The organism is Paenibacillus graminis, assembly GCF_000758705.1.
Lineage (GTDB): Bacteria > Bacillota > Bacilli > Paenibacillales > Paenibacillaceae > Paenibacillus_AQ > Paenibacillus_AQ graminis.
In genome coordinates this window covers 3,792,139-3,814,892 of record NZ_CP009287.1, presented here as the reverse complement: position 1 = coordinate 3,814,892, position 22,754 = coordinate 3,792,139, and the positions used below count along the sequence as shown (strand labels likewise).

Annotated in this window: 22 protein-coding genes and 1 pseudogene; 18 read left to right on the top strand and 5 right to left on the bottom strand. The window is 50.5% G+C overall.

Translation table 11 applies throughout. From position 1 onward, the window contains the following. The first annotated feature begins 42 nt into the window (after positions 1 to 42). The 10 genes from PGRAT_RS15920 to PGRAT_RS15885 all read left to right on the top strand — a co-directional run bounded on the left by PGRAT_RS15920 (position 43) and on the right by PGRAT_RS15885 (position 12,869). Positions 43 to 1,740: a TerB N-terminal domain-containing protein gene (locus PGRAT_RS15920; RefSeq protein WP_025704476.1), complete on the top strand. Its 1,698-nt coding sequence runs from the start codon at positions 43 to 45 to the stop codon at positions 1,738 to 1,740. Then, on the top strand, positions 1,737 to 3,056 hold the full coding sequence (locus PGRAT_RS15915; RefSeq protein ID WP_025704477.1) for an ATP-binding protein: 1,320 nt from the start codon (positions 1,737 to 1,739) through the stop codon (positions 3,054 to 3,056). Before PGRAT_RS15920 ends, PGRAT_RS15915 begins: the two co-directional genes overlap by 4 nt. After that, positions 3,053 to 5,251 (top strand): DEAD/DEAH box helicase, encoded by a 2,199-nt coding sequence (locus tag PGRAT_RS15910; RefSeq protein ID WP_042266862.1) that lies wholly within the window; start codon positions 3,053 to 3,055, stop codon positions 5,249 to 5,251. The genes PGRAT_RS15915 and PGRAT_RS15910 overlap by 4 nt, the downstream gene beginning before the upstream one ends. 459 nt (positions 5,252 to 5,710) lie before the next feature. Next, on the top strand, positions 5,711 to 5,878 hold the full coding sequence (locus tag PGRAT_RS33275; protein WP_155990431.1) for a hypothetical protein: 168 nt from the start codon (positions 5,711 to 5,713) through the stop codon (positions 5,876 to 5,878). Between the two features lie 435 nt (positions 5,879 to 6,313). Further along, positions 6,314 to 6,457 (top strand): hypothetical protein, encoded by a 144-nt coding sequence (locus tag PGRAT_RS33270; protein ID WP_155990432.1) that lies wholly within the window; start codon positions 6,314 to 6,316, stop codon positions 6,455 to 6,457. A 138-nt stretch (positions 6,458 to 6,595) separates the two neighbouring features. Further along, on the top strand, positions 6,596 to 7,966 hold the full coding sequence (locus PGRAT_RS15905; RefSeq protein WP_025706378.1) for a sugar ABC transporter substrate-binding protein: 1,371 nt from the start codon (positions 6,596 to 6,598) through the stop codon (positions 7,964 to 7,966). A gap of 123 nt (positions 7,967 to 8,089) precedes the next feature. Then, positions 8,090 to 8,980 (top strand): carbohydrate ABC transporter permease, encoded by an 891-nt coding sequence (locus PGRAT_RS15900; RefSeq protein WP_025706379.1) that lies wholly within the window; start codon positions 8,090 to 8,092, stop codon positions 8,978 to 8,980. Positions 8,981 to 8,997: 17 nt separating this feature from the next. Next, positions 8,998 to 9,822 carry a carbohydrate ABC transporter permease gene (locus PGRAT_RS15895; protein ID WP_025706380.1) on the top strand — a complete coding sequence of 275 codons (825 nt, stop codon included), beginning with the start codon at positions 8,998 to 9,000 and terminating at the stop codon, positions 9,820 to 9,822. A 75-nt stretch (positions 9,823 to 9,897) separates the two neighbouring features. Continuing rightward, entirely contained in the window at positions 9,898 to 11,664 is a 1,767-nt protein-coding gene (locus tag PGRAT_RS15890; RefSeq protein WP_025706381.1) for a sensor histidine kinase, read from the top strand. Beyond that, positions 11,661 to 12,869: a response regulator gene (locus tag PGRAT_RS15885; RefSeq protein WP_025706382.1), complete on the top strand. Its 1,209-nt coding sequence runs from the start codon at positions 11,661 to 11,663 to the stop codon at positions 12,867 to 12,869. The genes PGRAT_RS15890 and PGRAT_RS15885 overlap by 4 nt, the downstream gene beginning before the upstream one ends. Positions 12,870 to 12,955: 86 nt before the next feature. Here PGRAT_RS15885 and PGRAT_RS15880 read toward each other — a convergent pair whose 3' ends face one another. Both PGRAT_RS15880 and PGRAT_RS33735 read right to left on the bottom strand, forming a co-directional pair. Beyond that, entirely contained in the window at positions 12,956 to 13,309 is a 354-nt protein-coding gene (locus PGRAT_RS15880; RefSeq protein ID WP_025706383.1) for a DUF4190 domain-containing protein, read from the bottom strand. Positions 13,310 to 13,760: 451 nt separating this feature from the next. Beyond that, complete coding sequence (locus PGRAT_RS33735) at positions 13,761 to 13,931, bottom strand: hypothetical protein (protein WP_167337230.1); 171 nt, start codon at positions 13,929 to 13,931, stop codon at positions 13,761 to 13,763. Between the two features lie 174 nt (positions 13,932 to 14,105). Here PGRAT_RS33735 and PGRAT_RS15875 point away from each other — a divergent pair, with 174 nt between their 5' ends. Continuing rightward, a complete protein-coding gene (locus PGRAT_RS15875; protein WP_238326831.1) occupies positions 14,106 to 14,639 on the top strand; it encodes a GrpB family protein in 534 nt (177 codons plus the stop codon). A 292-nt stretch (positions 14,640 to 14,931) separates the two neighbouring features. Here PGRAT_RS15875 and PGRAT_RS15870 read toward each other — a convergent pair whose 3' ends face one another. Together PGRAT_RS15870 and PGRAT_RS34910 are read right to left on the bottom strand one after the other, a co-directional pair. Continuing rightward, entirely contained in the window at positions 14,932 to 15,111 is a 180-nt protein-coding gene (locus PGRAT_RS15870) for an Rpn/YhgA-type helix-turn-helix domain-containing protein (protein WP_025706385.1), read from the bottom strand. Beyond that, positions 15,109 to 15,243, bottom strand: a pseudogene (locus PGRAT_RS34910) (Rpn family recombination-promoting nuclease/putative transposase); the annotation flags it as partial. The gene PGRAT_RS15870 and the pseudogene PGRAT_RS34910, both read right to left, overlap by 3 nt. Before the next feature lie 192 nt (positions 15,244 to 15,435). Between PGRAT_RS34910 and PGRAT_RS15865 the strand changes: the two are divergent. From PGRAT_RS15865 to PGRAT_RS15855, 3 genes are read left to right on the top strand one after another with little or no spacing between them, the layout of a single operon-like run. After that, the gene (locus PGRAT_RS15865; protein ID WP_025706386.1) at positions 15,436 to 16,107 is read left to right on the top strand and encodes a response regulator transcription factor; all 672 of its coding nucleotides are present in this window, start codon (positions 15,436 to 15,438) and stop codon (positions 16,105 to 16,107) included. Next, a complete protein-coding gene (locus tag PGRAT_RS15860) occupies positions 16,104 to 17,522 on the top strand; it encodes a HAMP domain-containing sensor histidine kinase (protein WP_025706387.1) in 1,419 nt (472 codons plus the stop codon). Before PGRAT_RS15865 ends, PGRAT_RS15860 begins: the two co-directional genes overlap by 4 nt. A gap of 49 nt (positions 17,523 to 17,571) precedes the next feature. Continuing rightward, positions 17,572 to 18,186, top strand: a complete 615-nt coding sequence (locus PGRAT_RS15855) for a DedA family protein (RefSeq protein ID WP_025706388.1) — start codon at positions 17,572 to 17,574, stop codon at positions 18,184 to 18,186. 14 nt (positions 18,187 to 18,200) lie between these two features. Here the strand turns inward: PGRAT_RS15855 and PGRAT_RS15850 are convergent, their stop codons facing one another. After that, entirely contained in the window at positions 18,201 to 19,061 is an 861-nt protein-coding gene (locus PGRAT_RS15850) for an AraC family transcriptional regulator (RefSeq protein ID WP_025706389.1), read from the bottom strand. 170 nt (positions 19,062 to 19,231) lie between these two features. On the opposite strand from PGRAT_RS15850, the gene melA reads away from it, so the two are divergent. The 4 genes from melA (at position 19,232) to PGRAT_RS15830 (ending at position 22,642) form a co-directional block, all read left to right on the top strand. Continuing rightward, positions 19,232 to 20,530, top strand: a complete 1,299-nt coding sequence (gene melA / locus PGRAT_RS15845; RefSeq protein WP_025706390.1) for an alpha-glucosidase/alpha-galactosidase — start codon at positions 19,232 to 19,234, stop codon at positions 20,528 to 20,530. A 234-nt stretch (positions 20,531 to 20,764) separates the two neighbouring features. After that, complete coding sequence (locus PGRAT_RS15840; RefSeq protein WP_025706391.1) at positions 20,765 to 21,145, top strand: GntR family transcriptional regulator; 381 nt, start codon at positions 20,765 to 20,767, stop codon at positions 21,143 to 21,145. After that, positions 21,142 to 22,011, top strand: coding sequence for an ABC transporter ATP-binding protein (locus PGRAT_RS15835; RefSeq protein WP_025706392.1), 870 nt, complete (start codon positions 21,142 to 21,144; stop codon positions 22,009 to 22,011). The genes PGRAT_RS15840 and PGRAT_RS15835 overlap by 4 nt, the downstream gene beginning before the upstream one ends. Next, positions 22,004 to 22,642: an ABC-2 transporter permease gene (locus PGRAT_RS15830; RefSeq protein ID WP_025706393.1), complete on the top strand. Its 639-nt coding sequence runs from the start codon at positions 22,004 to 22,006 to the stop codon at positions 22,640 to 22,642. Before PGRAT_RS15835 ends, PGRAT_RS15830 begins: the two co-directional genes overlap by 8 nt. Positions 22,643 to 22,754: the final 112 nt, after the last annotated feature.

The window sequence follows — 22,754 nt, the reverse complement described above, 5'->3', positions numbered from 1 at the left end:
ACAGGACCGTTTTTTCGTAAGACCGGAAACGGGGGGAGAGACTTGAGCAGAGACGGAAAAGAGCCGCATTTTACAGAGCTGGTGTGGGAGAGCACGGAGCAGAATCTGCCGATTCCTCCGCGTGCTTCGGCTGACTCCAAGGTTCCCGGGCCGCCGGCAGCCGTACCGAAGAAAAAAGCTCCTGAAGAAGCCACCGTACAGCTTCAGTTATGGGATATGGAAGAGCCGCAGGAGCCGGTAACGACGACAGAGAGCCAGTTCGTGGCCCGCGCCAGGGAGCTGGTGGATCACAAGGAAACGGCTTCGCTGTTTGTTCCTTTCAAGAGCTACTGGCCAACCTATGGCCACATGACCGGGGCGCAGAGCAGATGGTATTTCTTTTGGCGTGATGAGGTCAGACAGGGCAGATATCCCAAAACGGATTTGTCATATATCTTTCTGCATGTCTATGAGCTGATCAACGGTGTAGGGTGGGACGAGCCTCAGGATGGATACCGGCAGCTGAATCTGGTATGGGAAGCCTACCGGGATCAATATAAAAGACTGGATCAATATCTGGGCGGCTGGATTGCGGATTTCTCGTTTGTCCATCACCTGGATGTTCCGCTATCGGGGATTGTCGCCCGTTCACGCGGACTTGCCGGCGATCTGGCCGAGCTTGAGCTGATGCGCTGTCTGACCGCTGCTCCGGAGCAGCTTACCTTTGAAGTGCTGACCGTCATGTCCGATTACGATATGAGCAAATCGAAATTTTATACAGGTGAAGGCAAAGCTGCGGCGGAACGCTATATTCCACAGGTGGTTGCGTTGATTGACGCTTATGTGGCCCGCAAGCATGGCTCGAATCTGATCGGCATGTTTCCGCCGGGTCCGGCAGTGGTCCGGGAGCGTTATCTGTTTCGCAGCGCGGTATATGACATCTCATTGTATGGCTATTCTGTGCTTGTCCCAGTGGTGCGGATCAGCAAATCTCCCCCGCTGCGCAGTCTGATTACCCGCCTGTTCCGGTTGACGGAGAATAAGCTGCGGGAACTGCTCGGCTACCGGGGAAGATTGAAGGATGTAAGGGTTGAAGCAGATATGGCGGATCTGGTTATGCGGTTCCTGCAGCGCGAATTCCGCAAAGCGGAGCAGCTCGAAAAGGGGCCGGCGGTAGTCATTGATGCTAAGAAGCTTGAGCAGCTCCAGAACGACTCTGACATTGTGAAGACGCTGCTTACGGTTGAAGAAACTGAAGAATTAGAGGGACGGCCTGGCGAGCCAGAGGCAGACGGGGATGTGAATGCGCGGACAGATATACCGGTGGCAGATGAGTCTGGTACACAAGTTCAGCCGGCTGATCCAGCTGGAGCTGAGGACACCAGAGTCCCGCCAGCTGAGGAGGAACATGAAGCTGTGAAGCTGTCTGCCGGTTCCGATGCGGCTTCAATTGTGAAAGCAGGCAGCGCTGTGGCTGAAGTTCAGCAGGATTCCGGCAATAGCGCTGCTGAGCTGTGGCGTTCATTCGCCGCTGCGCTGGCTCCCCTGGAGTGGGAGGCGGTTCGTGCGCTTGCGTTAGGCAGCGGAATGGCAGCTGTACAGCATTTGGCTTCAGCAGGCGGAACGATGGCAGAGCTGTTGATCGACGGGATTAATGAGACTGCTATGGATCTGCTTGGTGATCTGATTATAGATAATGAAGAGTTGAACGAGGAATTTATGCCGATGCTGCAATACTTGGGTGGGGTGAATGATCGATGAGTGAACTGAAGATACCAAAACGGATGACGACTGCGCTCGTGAACTCACTGACGGCGGGAGTAGTGCCGCGTATTGGTCTGGAGCATATCGCGGTTGGCCGCAGACCTGAGGTCGAGTCCATCCTCTTGGATATGGAGAACATCGCAGAGGGCGGAGCTGCCTTCAAGCTGATCACCGGCAAATTCGGCAGCGGCAAAAGCTTCCTGCTGCAGATTATCCGCAACTATGCCATGGACCGGGATTTTGTGGTCGCGGATGCCGACCTGTCCCCGGAACGGCGGCTGGTTGGAACCAAAGGGCAGGGCCTGGCCACCTACCGGGAGCTGATGAGCCATCTCTCCACACGCACACGCCCTGACGGTGGAGCGCTGGAGATGATCCTTCAGAAGTGGATCGTTACCCTTCAGCAAGCCGTGATGCAGGAGAAAGGTTATGGCCCGGAAGCCCCGCAGCTTGGACAAGAGGTGGAACAGCGGATCTATACGGTGGCATCCGAAATGCGCGGACTTGTGCACGGATTTGATTTTGCCAAGGTGCTGGCAAGCTACTGGAACGGCCATAAGCTTGCCGATGATGAGCTGAAGCAGGATTCTCTGCGGTGGCTGCGCGGGGAGTTCGCTACCCGTACCGAAGCCCGCAAGGCGCTGGGGGTAGGGGTCATCATCGACGATGATAACTGGTACGATTATATGAAGCTGTGGGCAGAGTTTACCGGTGCGATCGGCTACAAGGGGCTGCTGCTGTTTATAGATGAAGGCGTGAACCTGTATAAGATCACCAACAGCATCTCACGCCAGAGCAACTATGAGAAGCTGCTGACTATGTTCAATGATACGATGCAAGGCAAGGCGGAGCGGCTGGGGATCTTTATCGGCGGGACCCCGCAGTTTGTCGAAGACAACCGGCGCGGGTTGTTCAGCTACGAAGCCCTGCGTTCACGGCTCGTCGCCGGACGTTATGGCGGGACGGGGTTAAATAATTATACCGGGCCGATTATTGCCCTGGAGATGTTATCCCACGAGGAAATTCTGGTGCTGCTGCAGAAGCTGCGGGATATACATGCCCTTCATTACGGGTATGACGCTAAGCTGACACAGGAGCAGCTGGTGCATTTCATGGAGGAAGCTGTAGGCCGGCTGGGTGCAGATGAGCTGCTTACCGCACGTGAGGTCGTGCGTGATTTCATGGACCTGCTGCACACTTTGCATCAGCATCCGGAAATGTCGTTTGAGAAGCTTGTTGGCGAGCGGACTGCCAAACCTGCCGAACCGGAAACGAATGAGCTGGACGGATTTCTGGCGGAGTTTGATCTATGAGCAGCAATCCGTTTTACAGGCTGGCTCCGTTTATCAAGGAGTTTATCTATAAGAACCGCTGGGAGACGCTGCGTGAAGCCCAGGTGGATGCCTGCCGGGTGCTGTTCGATACACCGCATCATTTGCTCATTGCTTCCGGCACGGCTTCAGGCAAAACAGAAGCAGCTTTCTTTCCGGCGCTGACCCAGCTGCATGAAGCTCCTTCCGCTTCAGTAGGCATTCTCTACATAGCGCCGCTTAAGGCGCTGATCAATGACCAGTTCACCCGTTTGAATGACTTGCTGCGTGAAGGGAATATACCGGTCTGGCATTGGCATGGAGATGTGCCGCAGGCAGACAAGACGAAGCTGATGCAGAATCCCTCGGGCGTGCTGCAGATTACCCCGGAATCCCTGGAAGGGCTGCTGATGAACCGCCCCAACGCCATTCCGGCATTGTTCCATGATCTTCGCTTCATTATAGTTGATGAAGTGCATGCCTTCATGGGAGCGGACCGCGGCATTCAAGTGCTCAGCCAGCTGGCGCGGATCTCGCGCATGTCCGGCTGCCGCCCGCGGCGGATCGGGCTGTCTGCCACGCTGAGCGACTATGCATCCGTTACGGAATGGCTGGCCGCAGGCACCCGCGAGAGCGTAGAAGTCTCCGCTCCGCAGGGCGGGCGCAAGCTGCGCCTCAGCGTAGAGCATTTTTCTTTCCCGGATGCACGGGACGAAGTGCAGGCCGAGCATCTGGAGCGGGCGCGGCAGGCGTATTATGGCTTCATCTATGACCATACGCATCTGAAGAAGGCGCTCATCTTCACCAACAGCCGCACGGATGCCGAGGAGGCGATCCTGGAGATGCGGAGGCTTGCCGCGAAGCGCGGGGAGCGCGATGTGTTCCATGTGCATCACGGAAGCATCTCCGCGATGCTGCGTGAAGAGACGGAGGCCGCGCTCCGTCAGGGGCCCGGCCCGGCGGTGGCGGCAGCCACGCTGACGCTTGAGCTGGGCATTGACCTGGGCGAGCTGGAGCGCGTGCTCCAGCTTGGTGCGCCTTACAGCTGCGCGAGCTTCGTGCAGCGGCTGGGACGCTCCGGGCGGCGGGGCGACGCCGCTTCGGAGATGATCTTCGTCACGCCGGAGGAAGAGGACGAGGAGGCCCAGCTCCCCGCACGGATGCCGTGGACGCTGCTGCGGGCTATTGCCGTTATCGAGCTCTATGTGCGCGAGAAATGGGTCGAGCCGCTGGCCGTGCGCCAGCTTCCGGTAGGGCTGCTCTACCATCAGACGATGAGCATCCTGAAGAGTATGGGCGAAGCAGAGCCGGACGATCTGAAGGCAGCCGTGCTGAGCCTGCCGTCCTTCAGCAGCATCGAGCCTGCGGATTATGATGCGTTCATGGAATATATGACCGGCATGGGCCATATTGAGTCCATGGATGAGGGCAGCCTGCTGATAGGGCTGGCAGGAGAGAAGATCGTCAATAACTTCCGTTTCTATGCGGTATTCAAAGACGACGAGGAACATGTGGTATACAACGGCACCGAAGAGATTGGTTCAATCACCACTGTCCCGCCGCCGGGATACTGCTTCACCCTTGCCGGCAAGCTGTGGAAGGTCGAAGAGGTGGATAACCGCCACAAAGCCGTATATGTCAAAGGCTCGCGCGGCAAAGTAGATACCTTATGGCTGAGTGCGGGCGGGGACGTGCATACCCGCATTATGACTAAAATCCGTGAGGTGCTGGGAGCTACGGCACTATATCCCTACCTGGCGCCCAGTGCGGCAGCAAGACTCGAACGGGCCCGCCGTCTGGCCAAGGAGAGCGGTCTGCTTAAGCATTCGGTGCTCCCGGCCGGAGGGGACTCGATGTTCATTCTGCCCTGGGCCGGGAGCCGGCAGTTCCGGACGCTGGAACGGCTGCTGAAGAATAATCTCAAAGGCCCGCTGGGATTGCGTTCTGTAACCCCTATGGAGCCTTATTATATGGTCGTTTCCGGGAAGACAGATGCCGAAACGCTGGAGCAGGAGATCATCGCCGAAGCCACCGCCGCATCAGATCCGATTGCTCTCCTGGGACCCGATGAAGCGCCTTACCTTGGCAAATATGACGAATTTATTCCCCGCGATCTGCTGCGCAAAGCCTTTTCTCTCGACGGCCTGGACGTTCCGGGATTGATAGAGGTGCTGAAGCAGTGGAAGGAGGCAGAATAAAGGCAAGCTGAGACAACAAAAAAGCCTGTCTTTGCTGTATTCAATAATGCGGGAACTCTCGATGTCCGGGAGTTCTTTTTTTTTTTTACTGTTTAGGAGGTTATGGTTTCCCTTTTGTAATGAAGGTTGGCGCGTCGCGGTGTCCTGCCGTGTGGGCCGTCAAGGCGTGTACATGAAGTTGAAGTTAAGAAGTTAAGTAGAAGTAAATTCAGCAGATTACCCAAAAGGGTGGAATCAGTCAAAGTAGATAGCCTTTTTGAGCTTTTTTCTAACTAGCGCCATTCGAAGAAGCAGGTGAGCAGTGCTAGTTGGAAAAAGTGAACTTATTTCGCCCCAAAATCAGCAATTGTGAGATTAAAGTGGAAAAAGGAAACTTAATTAGGCCATATTTCCTCTTCAGGGCCGAAATGAGCTGAATTAGTTGCCCTTTTTCCACTTCACCTGCGGAGAATAGGGTGCATGAGCAAAATAGTTACCCTTTTTCCACTTGGAATGACGGAAGGGTTGACAATGGGTTCTCCAGGCAACGCAAAACTGAAATCCAATATGGCTACGTTGTTTGGTAAGGACGGCGCGGCCGTGTTTTTTTCAAGTATGTTTTGGGGAAGCGAAGCTTATCCCATATGATTGTTAAATTTAAGGGATTATACCTTGCTTCAAAATAGCCCAAAATGCGGATAACTCGATGCTGCATCTGGTGCAAGAGCATTCATGTCCACCTTGTGAGGAGATTTCATGCCAACTAGCATCACCTGATACGAGCCTTCAGCACTAACTGGTGAGGAGCATTTGCACTACCTGATGGAGCATTCAGCATCACCTTGTGAGGAGCATTCAGCATACTTGTTGCAAGTGCAATCGACCCATCTGCAGCAATACTTATGCGGACTGAGGAGGCGTTATTTTAAGAAAAAAGGACCTTATGCAGATGTTTCGGACTCAGGAGCCGTTATATTGTTTTTTTGAACCCGAAATGAGGGGAGACGGTCAAATAAAGGTAGCTGAGTCCGTTGGACCCTGGGAAATCACCTGAACCGCCCTAATAAGGGGTCTCCTCTCCGCATGCAGGGAAACGAGAATCATTTCGCGCAGCATAGAACATTCCGGGCAACGTTAAGCCCTTCGCAAGCTCTGCATCCGGTGTATCGCAAGCTGCATCCGGGGCAACGCAAGCTGCATTCCGGCCATCCCCAGCCCCATGTATAATTCACCCGCCTGCTTTTTTCATTCTATACTCCGCTATACTCCTAGAAAAAACAAACCTTATTTCTGTAGTTCGCACCTTGTTGGAAGCGCTTAATCAGAAGATAATAAACCTATCACGAACACAGGGGGCATTGATTCATGGTCAACAGAAAAATGAAGACAACATTCACCGTCGCACTCACAGCTGCAATGGCATTAAGCGTTGCGGCATGCGGCAACTCTAACGACAACAGCAAGAATAACGCAGCGTCAAGTGCAGCACCTGACAAAACCAACAGCGGTACAGCAACGAACACAACGAAGAGTGACAAGAAGGTAACCATCACCTTCCAGAACATCTATCCCGATCCTACGACACCGTCCTACAAAATGGTACATGAGCTGAGTGAGCAGTACGAGAAAGAGCATCCGAATGTCAAGATTGAACTGGATACGCTTAACACCGACCAGCAAAAAGTGAAGCTCAAAACCCAGGCGGCTTCCAAAGAGGTCCCGGACATTACCATCGTGAACCCGGCTGCACAAATGAAACCGTTTGTAGATGCCGGATTATTCGCTCCACTGAACGACATGCTGGACAAGAACGGACTGAAAGACACCTACCAAACGGGACTGCTGGATTACTACAGCTTTGACGGCAATGTATACGCGCTGCCGGACGGCAACAATATCGAAGTGGTGTACTACAACAAAGATTTGTTCGCTCAGGCAGGAATCGCCAATACACCAACCACCTTTGAAGAAATGCTTAAAGATGTGAAGATCCTCAAAGACAAAGGCATTACGCCACTGGCAATCGGTGAAAAAGATTCCTGGACCGGCTCTTTCCTGTTCATGAACATTCTGCTCCGCACCAACGGCGGCCCCGGCTTCCTGCAGGACGTTATGGACGGTAAGAAAACTTTTGAAGATCCTGCTTTCGTAGAAGCTGTTGACGCTTTCCAGCAGCTGGTTCAAGCGGGCGCATTCCCAGATGGCGCAACCTCCATCGACGCCAATGCCGGCGGGAACATCTTCAAATCCGGTAAAGCGGCAATGTGGGTCATCGGTTCATGGGAAACAGGAGCAGTTGATGCTTCTTCCGTAGCCGGCAAAGTAGGAGCTTTCCAATTCCCTACTGTAAACGGCAAAGGTGACCCTAACGAATTCATGCTGGCACCAGGCAGCGCATTCGCAGTGTCCGCTAACAGCGAGCATCTGCAGGAAACCAAAGATTTCCTCAACTTCTTCGCCAGCAACCTGCCTAAGAAACAATTTGAATTGAAAAACGCTGTTGGTCTGGGTCAAAAAGTAGACGGCGACCTCAAAGCAGCCGGGTACTCCGATCTGGCGATTACCATCGCGGGCCTGTTCAACCAGGTGAAGGGCGGCGACCTTTCATTCGACAACACGATGAACCCTGCTACCTCCCAGGTGCACCTCAGCAGTATCCAGAACCTGTTCGTGCAGAAAATGGATTCCGCTGCAGTAGCCAAAGAACATCAAACCGCTTTTGAAGCGAATAAATAAGCAGGCAAAAATCGTTCAACCTCGGTGCGAAGCAAGCTGATCCCGGCTTCTTCGCACCAAATTTATCACAGGAAATCCCATCGGCTATAGATAAAGAATCTGCTTGTTTAGGAGGCGGGAAAGATGAAAGTACTTAAGGTGCCAGCACGCACAATAGCCGTCTTCGTATTGCCATGTCTGCTCTTGTATGTGTGCCTTGTGTTTATCCCCATACTGGTTTCACTGTATACCGGCTTATTGAAATGGGACGGCCTTACGACTGCCCAGTTTGTCGGATTCGGCAATTTCAAAGATATGTTCTTCAATGACCCAGTGTTCTGGCCGTCGGTAAGAAGAACCTTGCTCTACGCTGTAGCATCTATGCTGGAAATTCCCCTTTGCCTGGGGATGGCTATTCTGCTTAACCGTTATGTCAGAAGAGGAAACACACTGGTTTCGATCTACTTCACACCGGTCATTCTGTCTGTCGTCATTATTGGACAGCTGTGGAAAACGGTCTACAACCCGGCGTCTATGGGCGGCATGCTCAACGGCGTTCTGATCTCACTGGGACTGGACAGCTGGACACATAACTGGCTTACCGAGCCCAAAATTGCCATGTTTGCGCTATATTTCGTCTCCTTGTGGCAGTTCTTCGGCTACCATCTGCTGATTCAGTATACCGGCGTGCAGAATATTCCGGACGAGCTTTATGAAGCGGCAAAAATCGACGGGGCAGACGGATTCAAAGCGGACCGCTACATCACACTTCCGCTGATTGTCCCGATCTTCAAAATATCGATTGTACTGGCGTTTATCGGTTCTCTGCAGGCCTTTGACCTGGTAATGGTTATGACCGCCGGCGGTCCGGCTCATGCAACCGATGTCATCTCTACCCATATGTACAACAGCTCATTTATGTCTTTGAAGTATGGATACGGCAGTGCGATTGCCAGCTTCCTGGTGATAGTCTGTCTGGTCTTTACCGGATTCATCAATACCCTATTCAATAGAATCGAACGCAAATTCAATTAGAAAAGGAGTGCGCGATCATGCGAAAATTCAAAAAAGGAATCGTGTATCTTCTTTTCGCAATTCCTGTAGTGACCCAGTTGTATCCTTTGCTCTGGCTGCTGCTGTATTCACTGAAGACCAACGAAGAAATAATGGACGGCAGCTTTTTCTCCTTCCCCAAATCCTTTCAATGGCATAACTACAGTGAAGCTTATACTTCCGGCAGCTATCTGAAATACTTGTCCAACAGTGTGTTTGTTACCGGTGTTACAATGATCTGCGTGATTGTGCTGGCTTCCATGGTGGCTTATGCCATCTCGCGTTTCCGCTGGAAATACGGCAACATCGTCATGACCATCTTCCTGATGGGCATGATGATTCCGATGCAGGCGACACTGCTGCCGCTGATGATTATTTTCAAAAACATTCATGTGCTGAATACGCATTTATCGCTGATCCTGCCTTATATTGCCTTTTCCACACCGATTGCGGTGTTCATCCTCTCCGGGTTCATGAGAGATATCCCGCATGAAATAGAGGAATCGGCATTCATCGATGGAGCGAGCGTATACCGGATTTTCCGCAGCATTATTTTGCCGGTGTCGATCCCGCCGGTGATGACGGTATGTATCCTGACCTTCATCAACATCTGGAATGAATATATCCTGGCGGCAACCTTTATTTCATCCGAAAAGCTCAAAACACTGCCATTTGGGGTATACACCTTTGTCAGCCAATATTCAGTCAATTACGGCAACATCGGGGCATTCCTGGTCATGGGCGCACTGCCGGTTATCCTGATCTACTTCTTCCTGTCGAACAAAATTACCAAAGGCATGGTAGCAGGTGCGGTCAAAGGCTAATCGCCATTGCAAATGAAATTATCATGGATTTATAATAAGGAACGGCAGGACAGGGTGTTGAAAGGAGAGAGTCCAATGAAGAGCGGCTTTCATTCCATCCATCATCGGTTGTTCTTGCTGTTTCTTTTTTGCATGTCCAGTATTCTGCTTATTGTCAGCTTGCTGTACTATAACCGGACTACTGTGCAGCTGCATGAGAAGATCAGTGATTTGTCGCAAAAAAATGTCTCCCAGACGGCCGGGCTGTTCAGCCTGCTCTACAAAGGGTATGACGCATTGTCCAAATCACTCAGCAACAACTTCGAGATGATTCGCTTGATTAATGAAACAACGGATGAACCGGCGGTCGCCTACATCAACGAGCAGACCATTACCAACATTATCGGTTCGATTTTTTACTCACGGGACGACCTGGTAGGTATTCATGTGATTACAGATAAGGGCAAAATCTATAATTACGGGAATTATATGAATGTGGTCGACCCCAAATACCGCAGCCAGGACTGGTACAAGCAGCTTCAGGCCTCATCCGGAAAAATGGTTTGGCTCGGCGTATATAAACATTCTCTGATCGACCAGGTGGAGGATAGCCCGGTGTTTGCTTTTGGCCGGCAGATCTATGATCTGAATGAGCACAAGCCGATCGGCATTGTTCTTTACGAAACGAACCCCCAGCCTGTGCTGGACGCTCTGGAGAACCTCAAGCTGGGTGCGAACAGCCAGGTGTATCTAATGTCGGAGGATGGTCGGTTTGTGACTTCGGCAACGGACCCGGCGCCTGTGCTGGAAACCTTGCCTTCCTTGAAGAATTTCCAGAATCAGATTGTCCGGCAGGAAGCGGGCCGTCTGGTGGTGGCCTCGAAGCTGTCCTTTTCAGGATGGTGGGTTATGAGCATTACACCGGATAAGGATCTCAATGTGGAATTGAACGAGATGAAGCGCTATCTGCTAATCGTGATCTCGATTCTGATCATTGTTTCTACGTTAATCGCTTCCATGGTTTCCAAGACGATTTCCTCGCCGCTGAAGAAGCTGATCCGTGAAATGAGGCAGGTGGAGATTGGAAACTTCCGGGGAATGGTCAATGTGTCGTCCTATCAGGAGATCAATATCCTTGTAGCGTCTTTTAACCGGATGGTCCGGCGGATTGAGGAATTGATCGAACGCGTGAAGCTTTCCTCCGTCAGTGAAAAAAATGCCGAACTGCACGCCCTGCAGTCCCAGGTCAATCCTCATTTCCTCTACAACACGCTGGATATGATCTATTGGATGCTGGATGAGGAGGGGAATGAGCAGTTAGGCGAGCTGGTGCTCTCCCTGTCGTCCATGTTCCGCTACAGCAGCCAGTGGGAAGATGCCGCAGAGGTTACGCTGCGTGAAGAGCTCGAGCAGATCGGGCATTATCTGAAGATCATTTCCATCCGCCTGGAAGGAAGGCTGAAGATCGTCATGGATATCGACGAGCGCTGGCTGAATATCCGCGTACCGAAGATGACCGTTCAGCCCGTTATTGAGAACGCCGTCAAGCATGGGCTCGAATCCCTTAGCCGCCAAGGTATACTGAAGGTGTACACCCACGAAGAGGATTCCATTCTCAAATTGATTGTGGAGGACAATGGAGAAGGGATGACCGCCGGACAGCTCGAGCGGCTGCTTCATTCACTAAGCGGAGACAGCCCCAAAGAGGGCGGCAAAGGCGGCATAGGCTTGCAAAATCTGCACCGCCGCCTGCAGCATATGTTCGGAGAGGAATACGGCCTGCAAATCCAGAGCTATCCCGGAGAAGGGACGCAGGTGGCCATTGTGCTGCCGATTAGGTTGGAAGGAGATACATTTACGTGAATATTCTCGTAGCCGATGACGAACGGGTAATACGCGAAGGCATCAGACGTACTATCGGACAGATCAGTCCGGATCATCAGGTTTTTGTGGCGGCCAAAGCCGAAGAAGCGGTCAGAATTATGGAAGAGCAGCGGATTCACATCGTTCTGACCGATATTCTGATGCCGGGGATGAGCGGCCTTGAATTCATGAAGATATCCAAGCGCCGGTATCCTTATGTGAAATGGGTTGTAATCTCGGCGCATAGTGAATTCTCCTATGCCCAGGAAGCGGTACGTCTCGGGGCAAGGGACTACCTGCTTAAGCCGATCGGCAAGAATAAGCTGCTGGAATTGATCAATAATCTGACTGCTGAAATTGAGCAGGACAACGATATGTCCAAGCAGGGGGAGAGATTGAAGGCCAGTCTGCGGTTTTTGCGGGAAGGCGTATTTCAGCGTCTGGCTTCAGGGCTGGATATCGGCAATCTGGATATTGAGCCTTTCATTGAAGATTATAAGCATTTCTATATGGTGATGGTTCAGCTGGATGCGGAGGACAGGAGCATCCGGCTGGAGCATTTTATTGTCGAGAATGTGCTGTCAGAGCTCATTGAGCTGCACGGGCGCGGATTCGTTGTCAGCTATGACCGGCAGAGTCTGCTGGGCCTTATTTCCCTGCGGGAGGATGCCGGGATTCAGCAGTTTCAGAGTGAGGTTAAGGACCATCTTACCCACTATTTAAAAATTCCTTTTCAAGTGATCCATTCTGGTCTTAGCTATGATTTCAGCACAGTTCCGCAGGTCGTCAAGCGGATGAGGGAAGCGTCTGCTTCACAGGTGCTGGAGCTTGAGCCGATGAAGGGAAGCGGTGAGAAAGCGATAGATGTCGCCCTGCATTATATCAAGGAGCATTTCTATGAAGACCTGTCCCTGGAAAAAATGGCTTCGGTGGTGTTCCTGAATCCGGCATATTTCAGCCAGCTGTTCAAGCAAAAGACCGGGCAGGGCTACAAAGAGTATGTGACTTCGCTGCGGCTGGAACAGGCTAAGCTGCTTCTGCTGAATCCGCGGCTGAAGCTGGCAGAGATCGCTGAGCGGGTGGGTTATCAGGACATGAAGCATTTCACCCAGATGTTCCGCAAGCGATACCAGTTAACACCCACCGAATACCGCCAGCAGCAGAATATCAATATTCTGCTGAGCAAAGGAACACCGCCGCAATAATATCCCAGGGGACATATCAAAAAAAAGGAAGCAGCTGCCGGTATCGAAACCGGTTTCTGCTTCCCTTTTTGAAAAGATAAGAATTACTAGATGTTGTTGAAGCTGTTGAAGGCATTAAAACCTCCGTCGTAGTCGTTCAAGAAAATTACTGCGATGATGATAAGTGCAATAATAACCGCATAAATAATAGTGCCTACAATCCCGCAGACCAGCCCGGCAATAGCCATGCCTTTGCCTTGCTCATAACGGGTACGGATCTCTTTGAGCGAAATCGCAGAGAGGATGATGGCAATAATTCCGAATAGCAGGCCAATATAAGGGGTCACTACCGATAAAATCCCAAGCACCAGAGCGGCAATGGACTTGCCGTTCGTTTTGGCGGGCGGAGGTGGTGGTGTGTAGTACTCCTGATTTCCGAATGGTGGCGGTTGATAACTCATGTAATAGCTCCTTTTAAAAAATTTGTGTTAACCCTTGCTCCAGTGTATTATATAATATTTTCCAACCGGAGATGCGTTAATTTGTTGTCTTTTCATTATATCGGCTGCTCTATGTAGTTCATCCAGTGGGTAAGCTTAACCGCAAGCGGCAGTCCCAAGGATTCCGCCAGATGATGGAAGGGACCTTGGTGTCCTGCACCCTGGTTTCTTTACCATAATGATATCGTGCTGGATCATTCGTATTCACCTCCTGATAGAAGACCAGAAACGGATATTTCTTCAATTTTACTACAAAATCAGGCTCATGACCTCAATAATATTGTCGAATATAATCTAATCTGCGCACCTATGAAAAAAACTGCACCTGCGTCGCTGTTGGACGAAAGTGCAGCTTTCGCTGAACCGGTGCCCGTCCTTCCATAAGAACGGCGATGCTGTTTGTATTTGTCAACTAAGTTTCATTTTTAGTAACTCCGTTTAAGCTTGGCACATAGTCAGCGGCTTTATTGTTGCTCACCATTTGAGGCTCCTCGGTGAGATGATCGTGATTCTGCTGATTATTTTTCTTGTCCGCACGGTTATTGGCGCGGTCGTATTTGGAATCTGCACTGTTTTTGGGCATGACGTTCACCTCCATCTCTGAAACTTAGTATGAGACTGTGTTTTGTATTTTATCCGGGCTTTCAGTTCTTCTCGATACTGGAATATAGGGTATTGATGTAGTCTCCGTGCGAGTGGTGCTGCTATAATTTATTTGCTAATACAACCATGGGTTATTTGATAAAATGCAAGGAGGGTGAAGAACATCGCTGAAAAAACTAAAATTGTCGAAGTGGTTCCTTATGATCCCGCATGGAAGAAGGAATTCATCAGACTGCGCGATTTTTTACTGGAAATCACCGGGGATTTAATTATCGCTGCCGAACATGTCGGCAGCACCTCCGTCGAGGGATTGTCGGCGAAGCCCATCATCGATATTGACTTGGTAATGGAAAGCTACGGGAATTTCCCGGAGATTGTTCAAAGGTTAAGCCAGCATGGATATGTTCATCAGGGTAATCTTGGAATTGAGGGCAGGGAAGCATTCCGGCGAGAACAGGAAGACGGCTTCATGAAATATCATCTGTACGTGTGCCCCAAGGATGGCAAAGGGTATCTGGAGCATATTGCATTGCGAGATTATATGAGGGTCAATCCGGCAGCCGCCAGGGAATATGAGGAAGTGAAGCTGAAGCTTAGCGAGCAGTTCCGGGATAACATCGATGCTTACTGCGAGGGGAAAACAGAAGTAGTGCATTCTATTCTGAGGAAGGCTGGACATATGATTTAAATAATCTGCTTCCCCTACATGTACAAGTTGAGCAGGTGAGAGAAGCTCTTTAATAAACCATTTAGATTCCATTCATAGGAATTACTTGTATTTATGTGAGTTTGATGGTAAATTATAGATATAAGTTTGGGTTTCAATTTGACCCAATGATCACCTCAACCGACTGAAGTTGCAAGGCAAAAAGGAGCATTTCCCCCGATGCTCCTTTTTGTATGCGTTTGTAGATTTTTTAGGGATAACGCCTTTGATGGCTGATCTAGTTAAGAAGAGCCGAGGCTATGGGGCTCTTTTTTTATTGCAATGGTTTTAATGTCCTAATCTCCTCCTCTGATAGGCCCGATGCTTCGGCTATTACAGCAAGATCAACTTCTAGAGCAAGCAGTTTTCTGGCCACTTCTTTTTTAGCTTCAGCTTCCCCTTTAGCTTCTCCTTCAGCACGCGCACACGCTGCTGCTAGCTCAGCCGCTGGCACATTGATGATTTCACCCTCTGTTGTTCTTGCCCGTTTATCCAGTATAGACTGTTTATCACGAGGGGAGTCCTTCTCGGTGTATGGGGTAAGCAGGATACTCTCACTAAGCGGCGGCTTCCCGGCTTCAGCAAAAGGTAAGATTCCGTTTCAATATCATTCTATCATCATCCATCTTTGTTGCGTAATTCAAACGACATTCTTTGTAAGCTGCTTTTTCTAGCCATAATCCATAAATTAATGATTCTTTAAGGAACGCGAGTTACACTTAGTTGTGCCTGTATGCAAGGGAACGGGATGAATGGAATGACCCGGAGAGGATTGCTTATGAACAGAATATTATTGATTGAGGACGAGAAGAATTTGGCCCGTTTCATCGAGCTGGAGCTGCAGCATGTGTCTTATTCGGTAACACTGGTACAGGACGGGCTAGCCGGTCTGAGGCTTGCGTTGGAGGAAACCTGGGATTTGATTTTGCTTGATCTGATGCTTCCAGGGCTAAATGGAATAGAGCTGTGCCGGCGTCTCCGTCTGGAGAAGCAGACTCCGGTCATTATGATTACAGCCCGGGATGGATTGTCTGATAAAATTAACGGACTGGACAGCGGAGCGGATGATTACATTGCCAAACCGTTTGCAATAGAGGAACTGCTGGCACGTATGAGATCGCTTTTGCGGAGAGCAGGTTCACTGTGTCAGGGGCAACTGCTGGTGTGTCAGGATCTTCAGTTGGACCCTCTGGGCCGGACGCTTACCAAAGGCGGTGAAGTGCTTGATCTAACCAAACGTGAGTTTGATATCCTGCTGGTATTGATGCAGAATATGGGGCGTGTGATGACCCGTGAGAAGCTGATGGAGTCGGTATGGGGCTATGAAACAGATGTGGATATGAAGGTAGTGGACGTGTATATCAGCTATTTGAGAGGTAAAATTGACACACCCGGAGAGCCCAGCATCGTACAGACCCTGCGCGGTTTGGGATACGTGATCCGCAAATGAGCAGGCTCACTGCACTTCTCTCTCGGCTGTCGGTCCGCTGGAAGCTGGCCATCTGGTCCTCCGTATTGTTGTGCGTGCTGTTTCTCGGTTATAACGGGGTGCAATATTTTGTAATTAACCACTGGATGTTACACCAGAACCAGAATGCGATCCAAAAGAATGTGGAAGAAATTCAGGAGTATTTCAGGGCAGAGAGCGGAATGGATAACAGGATTGCGGGCAGCCGTTCTTTTATCGAAAGCATCAATGAGAGCCATCAGATGATCCGCATTCTGAATGCTGTTGGAACCCCGATATTAACTGTATCAGATCAGCTGCCAGAGGATTGGGTCCAGCCACAGGCAGCTGTTAAAACCACTACAACCAGTGTCTGGCATGAGGAAGAACATCTGCTGCTGATCCGTAGTCCGCTGCAGACAGCCAATTTCACAGGCACGATTGAGATCGTGAACAACCTGGAAAGCTCAGATCAGCTAAGCGATATGCTGTTGGGTGTTATGATTGCCGGCTGGCTTGGAGCCATTGTCATTAGTGCTGCCGGCGGCGTCTTTCTGTCCCGGCTGCTGCTGCGGCCAATTCAATCGTTAAGCGACACCATGATAAGCATTAAGCAAAACGGGCTGCAGGAAAGGGTGGGTGTCCCGGGCAGCAATAATGATGAGCTGGCACAGCTTGCGAGAGTTTTTAATGATCTGATGGATCAGCTTGAAACCTCCTTTTACAACCAGAAACAGTTCGCCCAAGATGCCTCCCACGAATTGCGGACTCCGATTTCCATTATCGAAGGACATATTTCAATGCTTAACCGCTGGGGTAAACATGATCCGGCAATACTTGAAGAGTCGCTGAATGTATCTGTGCAGGAGCTGGGCCGGCTGAAGGGGATTGTCAATGAACTGCTGGAGCTTACCCGGGCCGAGGAGAACAGCAGGGAGCAGTACGATTTCCCCTGTGTAGTTCTGGATACCCTGCTTTACACCCTGCGGAATTTTGCCCTGCTGCATTCCGATTTCGAGATTACCCAGAATCTCAATGAGCTGGAGGATGTAGTCGTGCACATCGTGCCGAATCACCTGGAACAAATTCTGCTGATCCTCCTGGATAATGCAGTTAAATACTCCGGAGCGCTGCGGGTCATCCAATTGGATGGAGTTGTGGTGCGATCACAGGTTCAGATCCGTGTCGAAGACAGCGGAATTGGAGTGCCTGAGGATGATCTGCCTTTTGTGTTCCAACGTTTCTATCGTGTGGACAAGTCCAGGAGCCGGGGACAAGGAGGCAGCGGCCTGGGGCTGGCTATCGCAGAACGCCTGGTTGCAAAATACGGCGGCAGCATTGCAATAGCCAGCAAGGCAGGGCAAGGAACGGCGGTAACACTCACTTTTCCTATTGTGCAAAGGCCTAAGTCCAATTGAGGGTTCTGAAGTGTAAGCTGAGCAATAAGGTAGGATAGGGAGGGATAGCATGCACCAAATTTTGAACGCTATAACCGATGCTGCTCTAGATCTTGTTAGTACACTGGGAATCTGGGGGATCTGGATCGGGATGATGCTGGAGAGCGCCTGTATTCCCATTCCTAGCGAGGTCATCATGCTCAGCGGAGGGCTGCTGATTGCCAGGGGAACGTTGTCTTTTCCAGAGGTGGTGGCTGCCGGGGTGCTCGGTAATCTGACGGGTTCGATTGCAGCTTTCTATGTAGGGATGCATGGCGGCAGAAAACTGCTCGAGAAGTATGGGAAGTATATTTTCTTTAACTCCCGTCACCTGGAGCAGTCCCAGCGCTGGTTCGACCGTTACGGGGAGGGGACCGTATTGTTCACCCGAATGCTGCCGTTTATCCGCACCTTCATCTCTTTGCCTGCCGGAATCGCCGGAATGAAGACTTGGAAGTTTATCTTTTTTACCACACTTGGCTCTTTGCCCTGGAATATCGCGCTGGTCTATCTGGGCTACCGCCTGGGAGACAAGTGGACAATCGTTGAGGAGTACATGCGTCCGGTTAGTTATGCCATTTGCGGAGCTGTCGTTCTACTGATTATTCTATGGCTGGTGCGGCGGAGGAAAGAACGTACCGTATAAATTGGCAAGCACGTCTATTCCTGCCACAGCAACGAGCGGTATTCACTGGGCGACATGCCGCTGAATTTGCGGAACTGCCTGGAGAAATACAGGGCATCGTTGAAACCTACGGATGAAGCCACCTGATCAATTGTGAGCGTACCGGAGAGCAGGCTTTTGGCTTTGTCCATCCGCATTTTCAGCAGATACTGCTTGGGGGACAGACCTGTTTTTTGTTTAAAAGCTTTGGAAAGATGCGCACGATGGTAACCGAGCGTAGCAGCCATATGATCAATGCTGATCTGCTGATGGAACTGCAGCGAGATCCAGCGGATTGCCTGGTCAATCTGCCGGTCAATGATTTCAGGCAGTTCCTTAGGCCTGGCAGGCAGAAGGGCAAGGTTATCCTGCCCGAAATGGTGGAGCAATAGCCTTGTCCAGCCGGAGGCCTCCAGACTCTCCAGGCGGGGATAGGCAGACTGCTTGAAGCACAAGCGGGTTCGTTCGTACAAGCGGTGCAGCTCGGATATATTCTCTGTATGCAGCAGGGGCCGTTCCTTCGTTATGCCGATATCGGAGAGAAGTCCGGATACACCTGTACCTTGGAGCGCCACCCAGGCATAATACCAGGGGTTTTGCACATCCGCCTGATAGCTGAAAAGCGAACCGGGGAAGATCACAAAGGTATCGCCCTTCCGGCACTGCTGCGTGACTGTGCTGCTCTGAAAGCTGCCCTCGCCAGCCAAAACGGTATGGATCAGATAATAATCATGTACGGAGGGTCCGATTTTATGGCCGGGAAACGGTTTGCCTTCGCCGCTGAACAGAACGGCAAGGTCTTGCTCCTCTGGCAGCAGATTGAATCCGGCGTAAAAGTCATAATGTTCAGGAATCATGGACAGTCCACCTTATTATCAGCTTGAGACCTACTATTGTCAGGCTACAACAGGAAAGTCATAAATGCAACAATTATCCATACTTCTCTTGTCTTTCTCCATATTCATTGTACACGCTATCATCTATATTTATTAATGAATAGTGCAACTAATGAGGAGGAGAAGCAGTAATGTCTAAAATTACATTTATCGGTGCAGGGAGTACGGTTTTTGCTAAGAATGTGCTGGGTGACTGCATGGGGACAGCTGCATTGCAGGGCTTTGAGTTTGCTTTGTTTGACATAGATTTGGAGCGGCTTGAGGATTCCAGAAGGATGCTGAACAATATCAAGGCCAGTACGGGCAGCACATGTATGGTGAAGGCCTACACGGACCGGAAGGAAGCGCTGCGCGGTGCCAAGTACGTGATCAATGCGATCCAGGTCGGCGGCTATGAGCCATGTACGGTTACAGATTTTGAGATTCCTAAGAAATACGGACTTCGGCAGACGATCGCAGATACAGCCGGCATTGGCGGCATTTTCCGCAACCTGCGCACGATACCGGTTATGCTTGATTTTGCCGCAGATATCCGTGAGGTATGCCCGGACGCTCTTTTCTTGAACTATACCAACCCGATGGCAGTACTGACTAATGTAATGAACACGTATGGCGGAGTGCAGACGGTGGGGTTGTGCCACAGTGTGCAGCACTGTATTCCCGGCTTATTCGAAGCGCTAGGAATGGACCAGACAGGTGTGCAGGCGAAGATCGCCGGGATTAATCATATGGCCTGGCTGCTGGAAGTTACGAAGGATGGGGAGGATCTGTATCCGGAAATTAAGCGCCGGGCTGCTGAGAAGCAACAAGAGCACCATCATGATATGGTACGGTACGAAATGATGCTGAAATTCGGATATTACATTACGGAATCTTCAGAGCATAATGCGGAATATCATCCCTATTTCATCAAACGGAACTATCCTGAGCTGATCGAACGGTTTCAAATTCCGCTGGACGAATATCCGCGCCGGTGTGTGGAGCAGATCAGTAAGTGGAAGCAGATGCGCGAGGAACTGGTTCATGATACAGCGCTGCAGCATGAACGCTCCCATGAGTATGCGTCATACATTCTTGAAGCGATCGAAACCAATGTGCCTTTCAAAATCGGCGGCAATGTGCTGAACACTGGACTGATCACGAATCTCCCGCGGGAAGCCTGCGTTGAAGTGCCTTGTCTTGTCGATGCCAGCGGAGTCACTCCCACTTATGTTGGCGATCTGCCGCCGCAATGCGCTGCACTGAACCGCACGAATATTAATACGCAGCTGCTGACCATTGAAGCGGCTATTACAGGCAAAAAGGAGCATATCTATCACGCGGCAATGCTGGACCCGCACACATCCGCCGAGCTGTCGATGGATGATATTGTAGCCATGTGCAACGACTTGATAGCTGCTCATGGCACATGGCTTCCAGAGTTTAAATAGTACTGGACAACAGATCTGAAGCGGTGAAGGCCTGAGAAATCAGGCTTTTTTGCGTGCGGAATTTTCGCTGCAACCCACTTAACGGGCGGGTTATGCCTGTTCAGCATGGGGAGAGAAATCGGCACATGAATGTGATAACCCTGCTTAAAGGCAGTATTGACAAGCAAATAAATAATGTATATATTACATATATACACTAATTACAGTAATCACAGAAGGTGCTGATGCTGCAACATGAACATATTGATATCAAGTACTTCCGGTGAGCCCATATACGCCCAAATTGCAGGACAGGTCCGCCAACTGATACTGCAGGGTGAACTGGTCTCCGGGACGCCTTTGCCATCCATCCGCCAACTTGCCAAAGAGCTGCAGATCAGCGTGATCACTACCAAACGTGCATATGAAGAGCTGGAACGGGAAGGGCTCATTAACTCTATCGTCGGCAAGGGATCGTTTGTATCCGGGGCAGATCAGGAATTCATCCGGGAACAGCGGCTGCGGATTATGGAGGGGAAGCTGAAGGAGATTATCGACGAGAGCAGGCTTTTGGGAATGGAATACACCGAGCTCACGGAAATGCTGAAGCTGCTCTATGAGGAGGAAAAAGAATGAGTGAAGTCATTAAGCTGGAGGGTTTGTGTAAAAGCTACGACCGATTTGAATTGCGCGATATTACGGTTGGCATCAAGGAAGGGTATATCACGGGGCTGATCGGTCCGAATGGGGCAGGCAAAACAAGCCTCATCAAAATGATTATGGGCATGGTCTTTCCCGACCAGGGCGAAATTCAGCTGTTCGGGCAGAACCACTTGCTGCATCAAGCGGCGAACAAGGACCGGATTGGCTATGTGTCCGATGAAAATATCTATTACGAGAACCTTACGGTCAAAGATATGAAACGGGTCACCGCCCCCTTTTATACACGCTGGGATGAGAATACATACCAGAAGTACCAGGAGAAATTCAAGCTCCCGCCAGGCAAGAAGATCAAGGATCTGTCTAAAGGGATGAAAATCAAATTCTCGCTTGCGGTTGCCCTGTCACATGGAGCGGATCTGCTGATTATGGATGAGCCCACTTCAGGGCTGGACCCGATTTTCCGCAGGGAGCTGCTGGAACTGCTCAGTGAGCACATCCAGGATGAAAAAAAGTCGATTGTGTTCTCCACACATAACACCGCGGATCTGGACCGGATTGCAGATTATATTGTTTTTATTAATGAGGGACGCCTTGTCTTTAACGAAATGAAGGAGACGCTCACAGAGAAGTACCTGCTGGTTAAAGGCGGGAAGGAACTGCTTGACCGGGACGTCCGGCGCTGGTTCATCGGGATCCGCGAAAGCGGAGTGGGTTTTGAAGGGCTGATCGGCAACAGGGTGGAAGGGGAACGCTATTTCAAGGATACTGCCATTTGCGAGATTCCTACGCTGGAGGAGATCATGTATTTTACCGTAAAAGGAAGTGAAGCTCATGTATAGCTCGTTCTATCTGATCCGCAAGGATTTTATCCTGACGCGCAAATATCTGTTGCTGCTGCTTCTATTTTACATAGTTATAGGTTATTCGAATCTGGATTCTTATGTAGTGTCCGCAGTGTTCCCCTCGATGCTGATGCTGATGAACGCCTGCTCCCTGGATGTCCAGCATAATAACCAGCGTTTCCTTGTCAGTCTGCCGCTGCCCCGTCATCAGCTCGTACTGGCCAAATATTTAAGTCTGCTGCCGTATACCGTAATCAGTCTGATCTGTACACTGTTAATTTATCTGGCCGGGATTGCAACAGGACGTACCTTGGAACCGATTAACTGGAGAGATTTATTGCTTGTCATCGCTTGCTTCCCGCTTCTTGCAGCGCTTTACTTTCCGCTATACTACTGGCTGGGGCAAAAAGGGATGCAAATTGTAAATATGATTTTCATGATGGCGGTCATGCTCGGCTTCACTGCAACTCCCATAATAACTACAAAGCTCCCCGGACTTCTCGGCTGGATAAACACAGGAACCACGGACAATATCGTATTATGGGTTATCAGCGCTGTGGCCTATCTGTTTCTGCTCTACTGCTCATATCTGATCTCGATACGGATTTTTGTTAAAAAAGACATATAACTCATACAGCAGATCTACTAATGGTTATTGAGCTATAGGTGCAGCGAAGCTGCTGGAGGACCTGAACAAGGCACAGAAACAATTATAGTGCTCACAAAGAACCGGCTATTCC

Coding starts and splice junctions, on each gene's coding strand:
- PGRAT_RS15895 (WP_025706380.1), top strand. CDS start 8,998: ATGCGAAAATTCAAAAAAGGAATCGTGTATCTTCTTTTCGCAATTCCT.
- PGRAT_RS15865 (WP_025706386.1), top strand. CDS start 15,436: ATGAACAGAATATTATTGATTGAGGACGAGAAGAATTTGGCCCGTTTC.
- PGRAT_RS15860 (WP_025706387.1), top strand. CDS start 16,104: ATGAGCAGGCTCACTGCACTTCTCTCTCGGCTGTCGGTCCGCTGGAAG.
- PGRAT_RS33735 (WP_167337230.1), bottom strand. CDS start 13,931: ATGCCCAAAAACAGTGCAGATTCCAAATACGACCGCGCCAATAACCGT.
- melA (WP_025706390.1), top strand. CDS start 19,232: ATGTCTAAAATTACATTTATCGGTGCAGGGAGTACGGTTTTTGCTAAG.
- PGRAT_RS15855 (WP_025706388.1), top strand. CDS start 17,572: ATGCACCAAATTTTGAACGCTATAACCGATGCTGCTCTAGATCTTGTT.
- PGRAT_RS15850 (WP_025706389.1), bottom strand. CDS start 19,061: ATGATTCCTGAACATTATGACTTTTACGCCGGATTCAATCTGCTGCCA.
- PGRAT_RS15915 (WP_025704477.1), top strand. CDS start 1,737: ATGAGTGAACTGAAGATACCAAAACGGATGACGACTGCGCTCGTGAAC.
- PGRAT_RS15905 (WP_025706378.1), top strand. CDS start 6,596: ATGGTCAACAGAAAAATGAAGACAACATTCACCGTCGCACTCACAGCT.
- PGRAT_RS15830 (WP_025706393.1), top strand. CDS start 22,004: ATGTATAGCTCGTTCTATCTGATCCGCAAGGATTTTATCCTGACGCGC.
- PGRAT_RS15890 (WP_025706381.1), top strand. CDS start 9,898: ATGAAGAGCGGCTTTCATTCCATCCATCATCGGTTGTTCTTGCTGTTT.
- PGRAT_RS33270 (WP_155990432.1), top strand. CDS start 6,314: ATGCAGGGAAACGAGAATCATTTCGCGCAGCATAGAACATTCCGGGCA.
- PGRAT_RS15910 (WP_042266862.1), top strand. CDS start 3,053: ATGAGCAGCAATCCGTTTTACAGGCTGGCTCCGTTTATCAAGGAGTTT.
- PGRAT_RS15840 (WP_025706391.1), top strand. CDS start 20,765: ATGAACATATTGATATCAAGTACTTCCGGTGAGCCCATATACGCCCAA.
- PGRAT_RS15900 (WP_025706379.1), top strand. CDS start 8,090: ATGAAAGTACTTAAGGTGCCAGCACGCACAATAGCCGTCTTCGTATTG.
- PGRAT_RS15835 (WP_025706392.1), top strand. CDS start 21,142: ATGAGTGAAGTCATTAAGCTGGAGGGTTTGTGTAAAAGCTACGACCGA.
- PGRAT_RS15880 (WP_025706383.1), bottom strand. CDS start 13,309: ATGAGTTATCAACCGCCACCATTCGGAAATCAGGAGTACTACACACCA.
- PGRAT_RS33275 (WP_155990431.1), top strand. CDS start 5,711: ATGAGCAAAATAGTTACCCTTTTTCCACTTGGAATGACGGAAGGGTTG.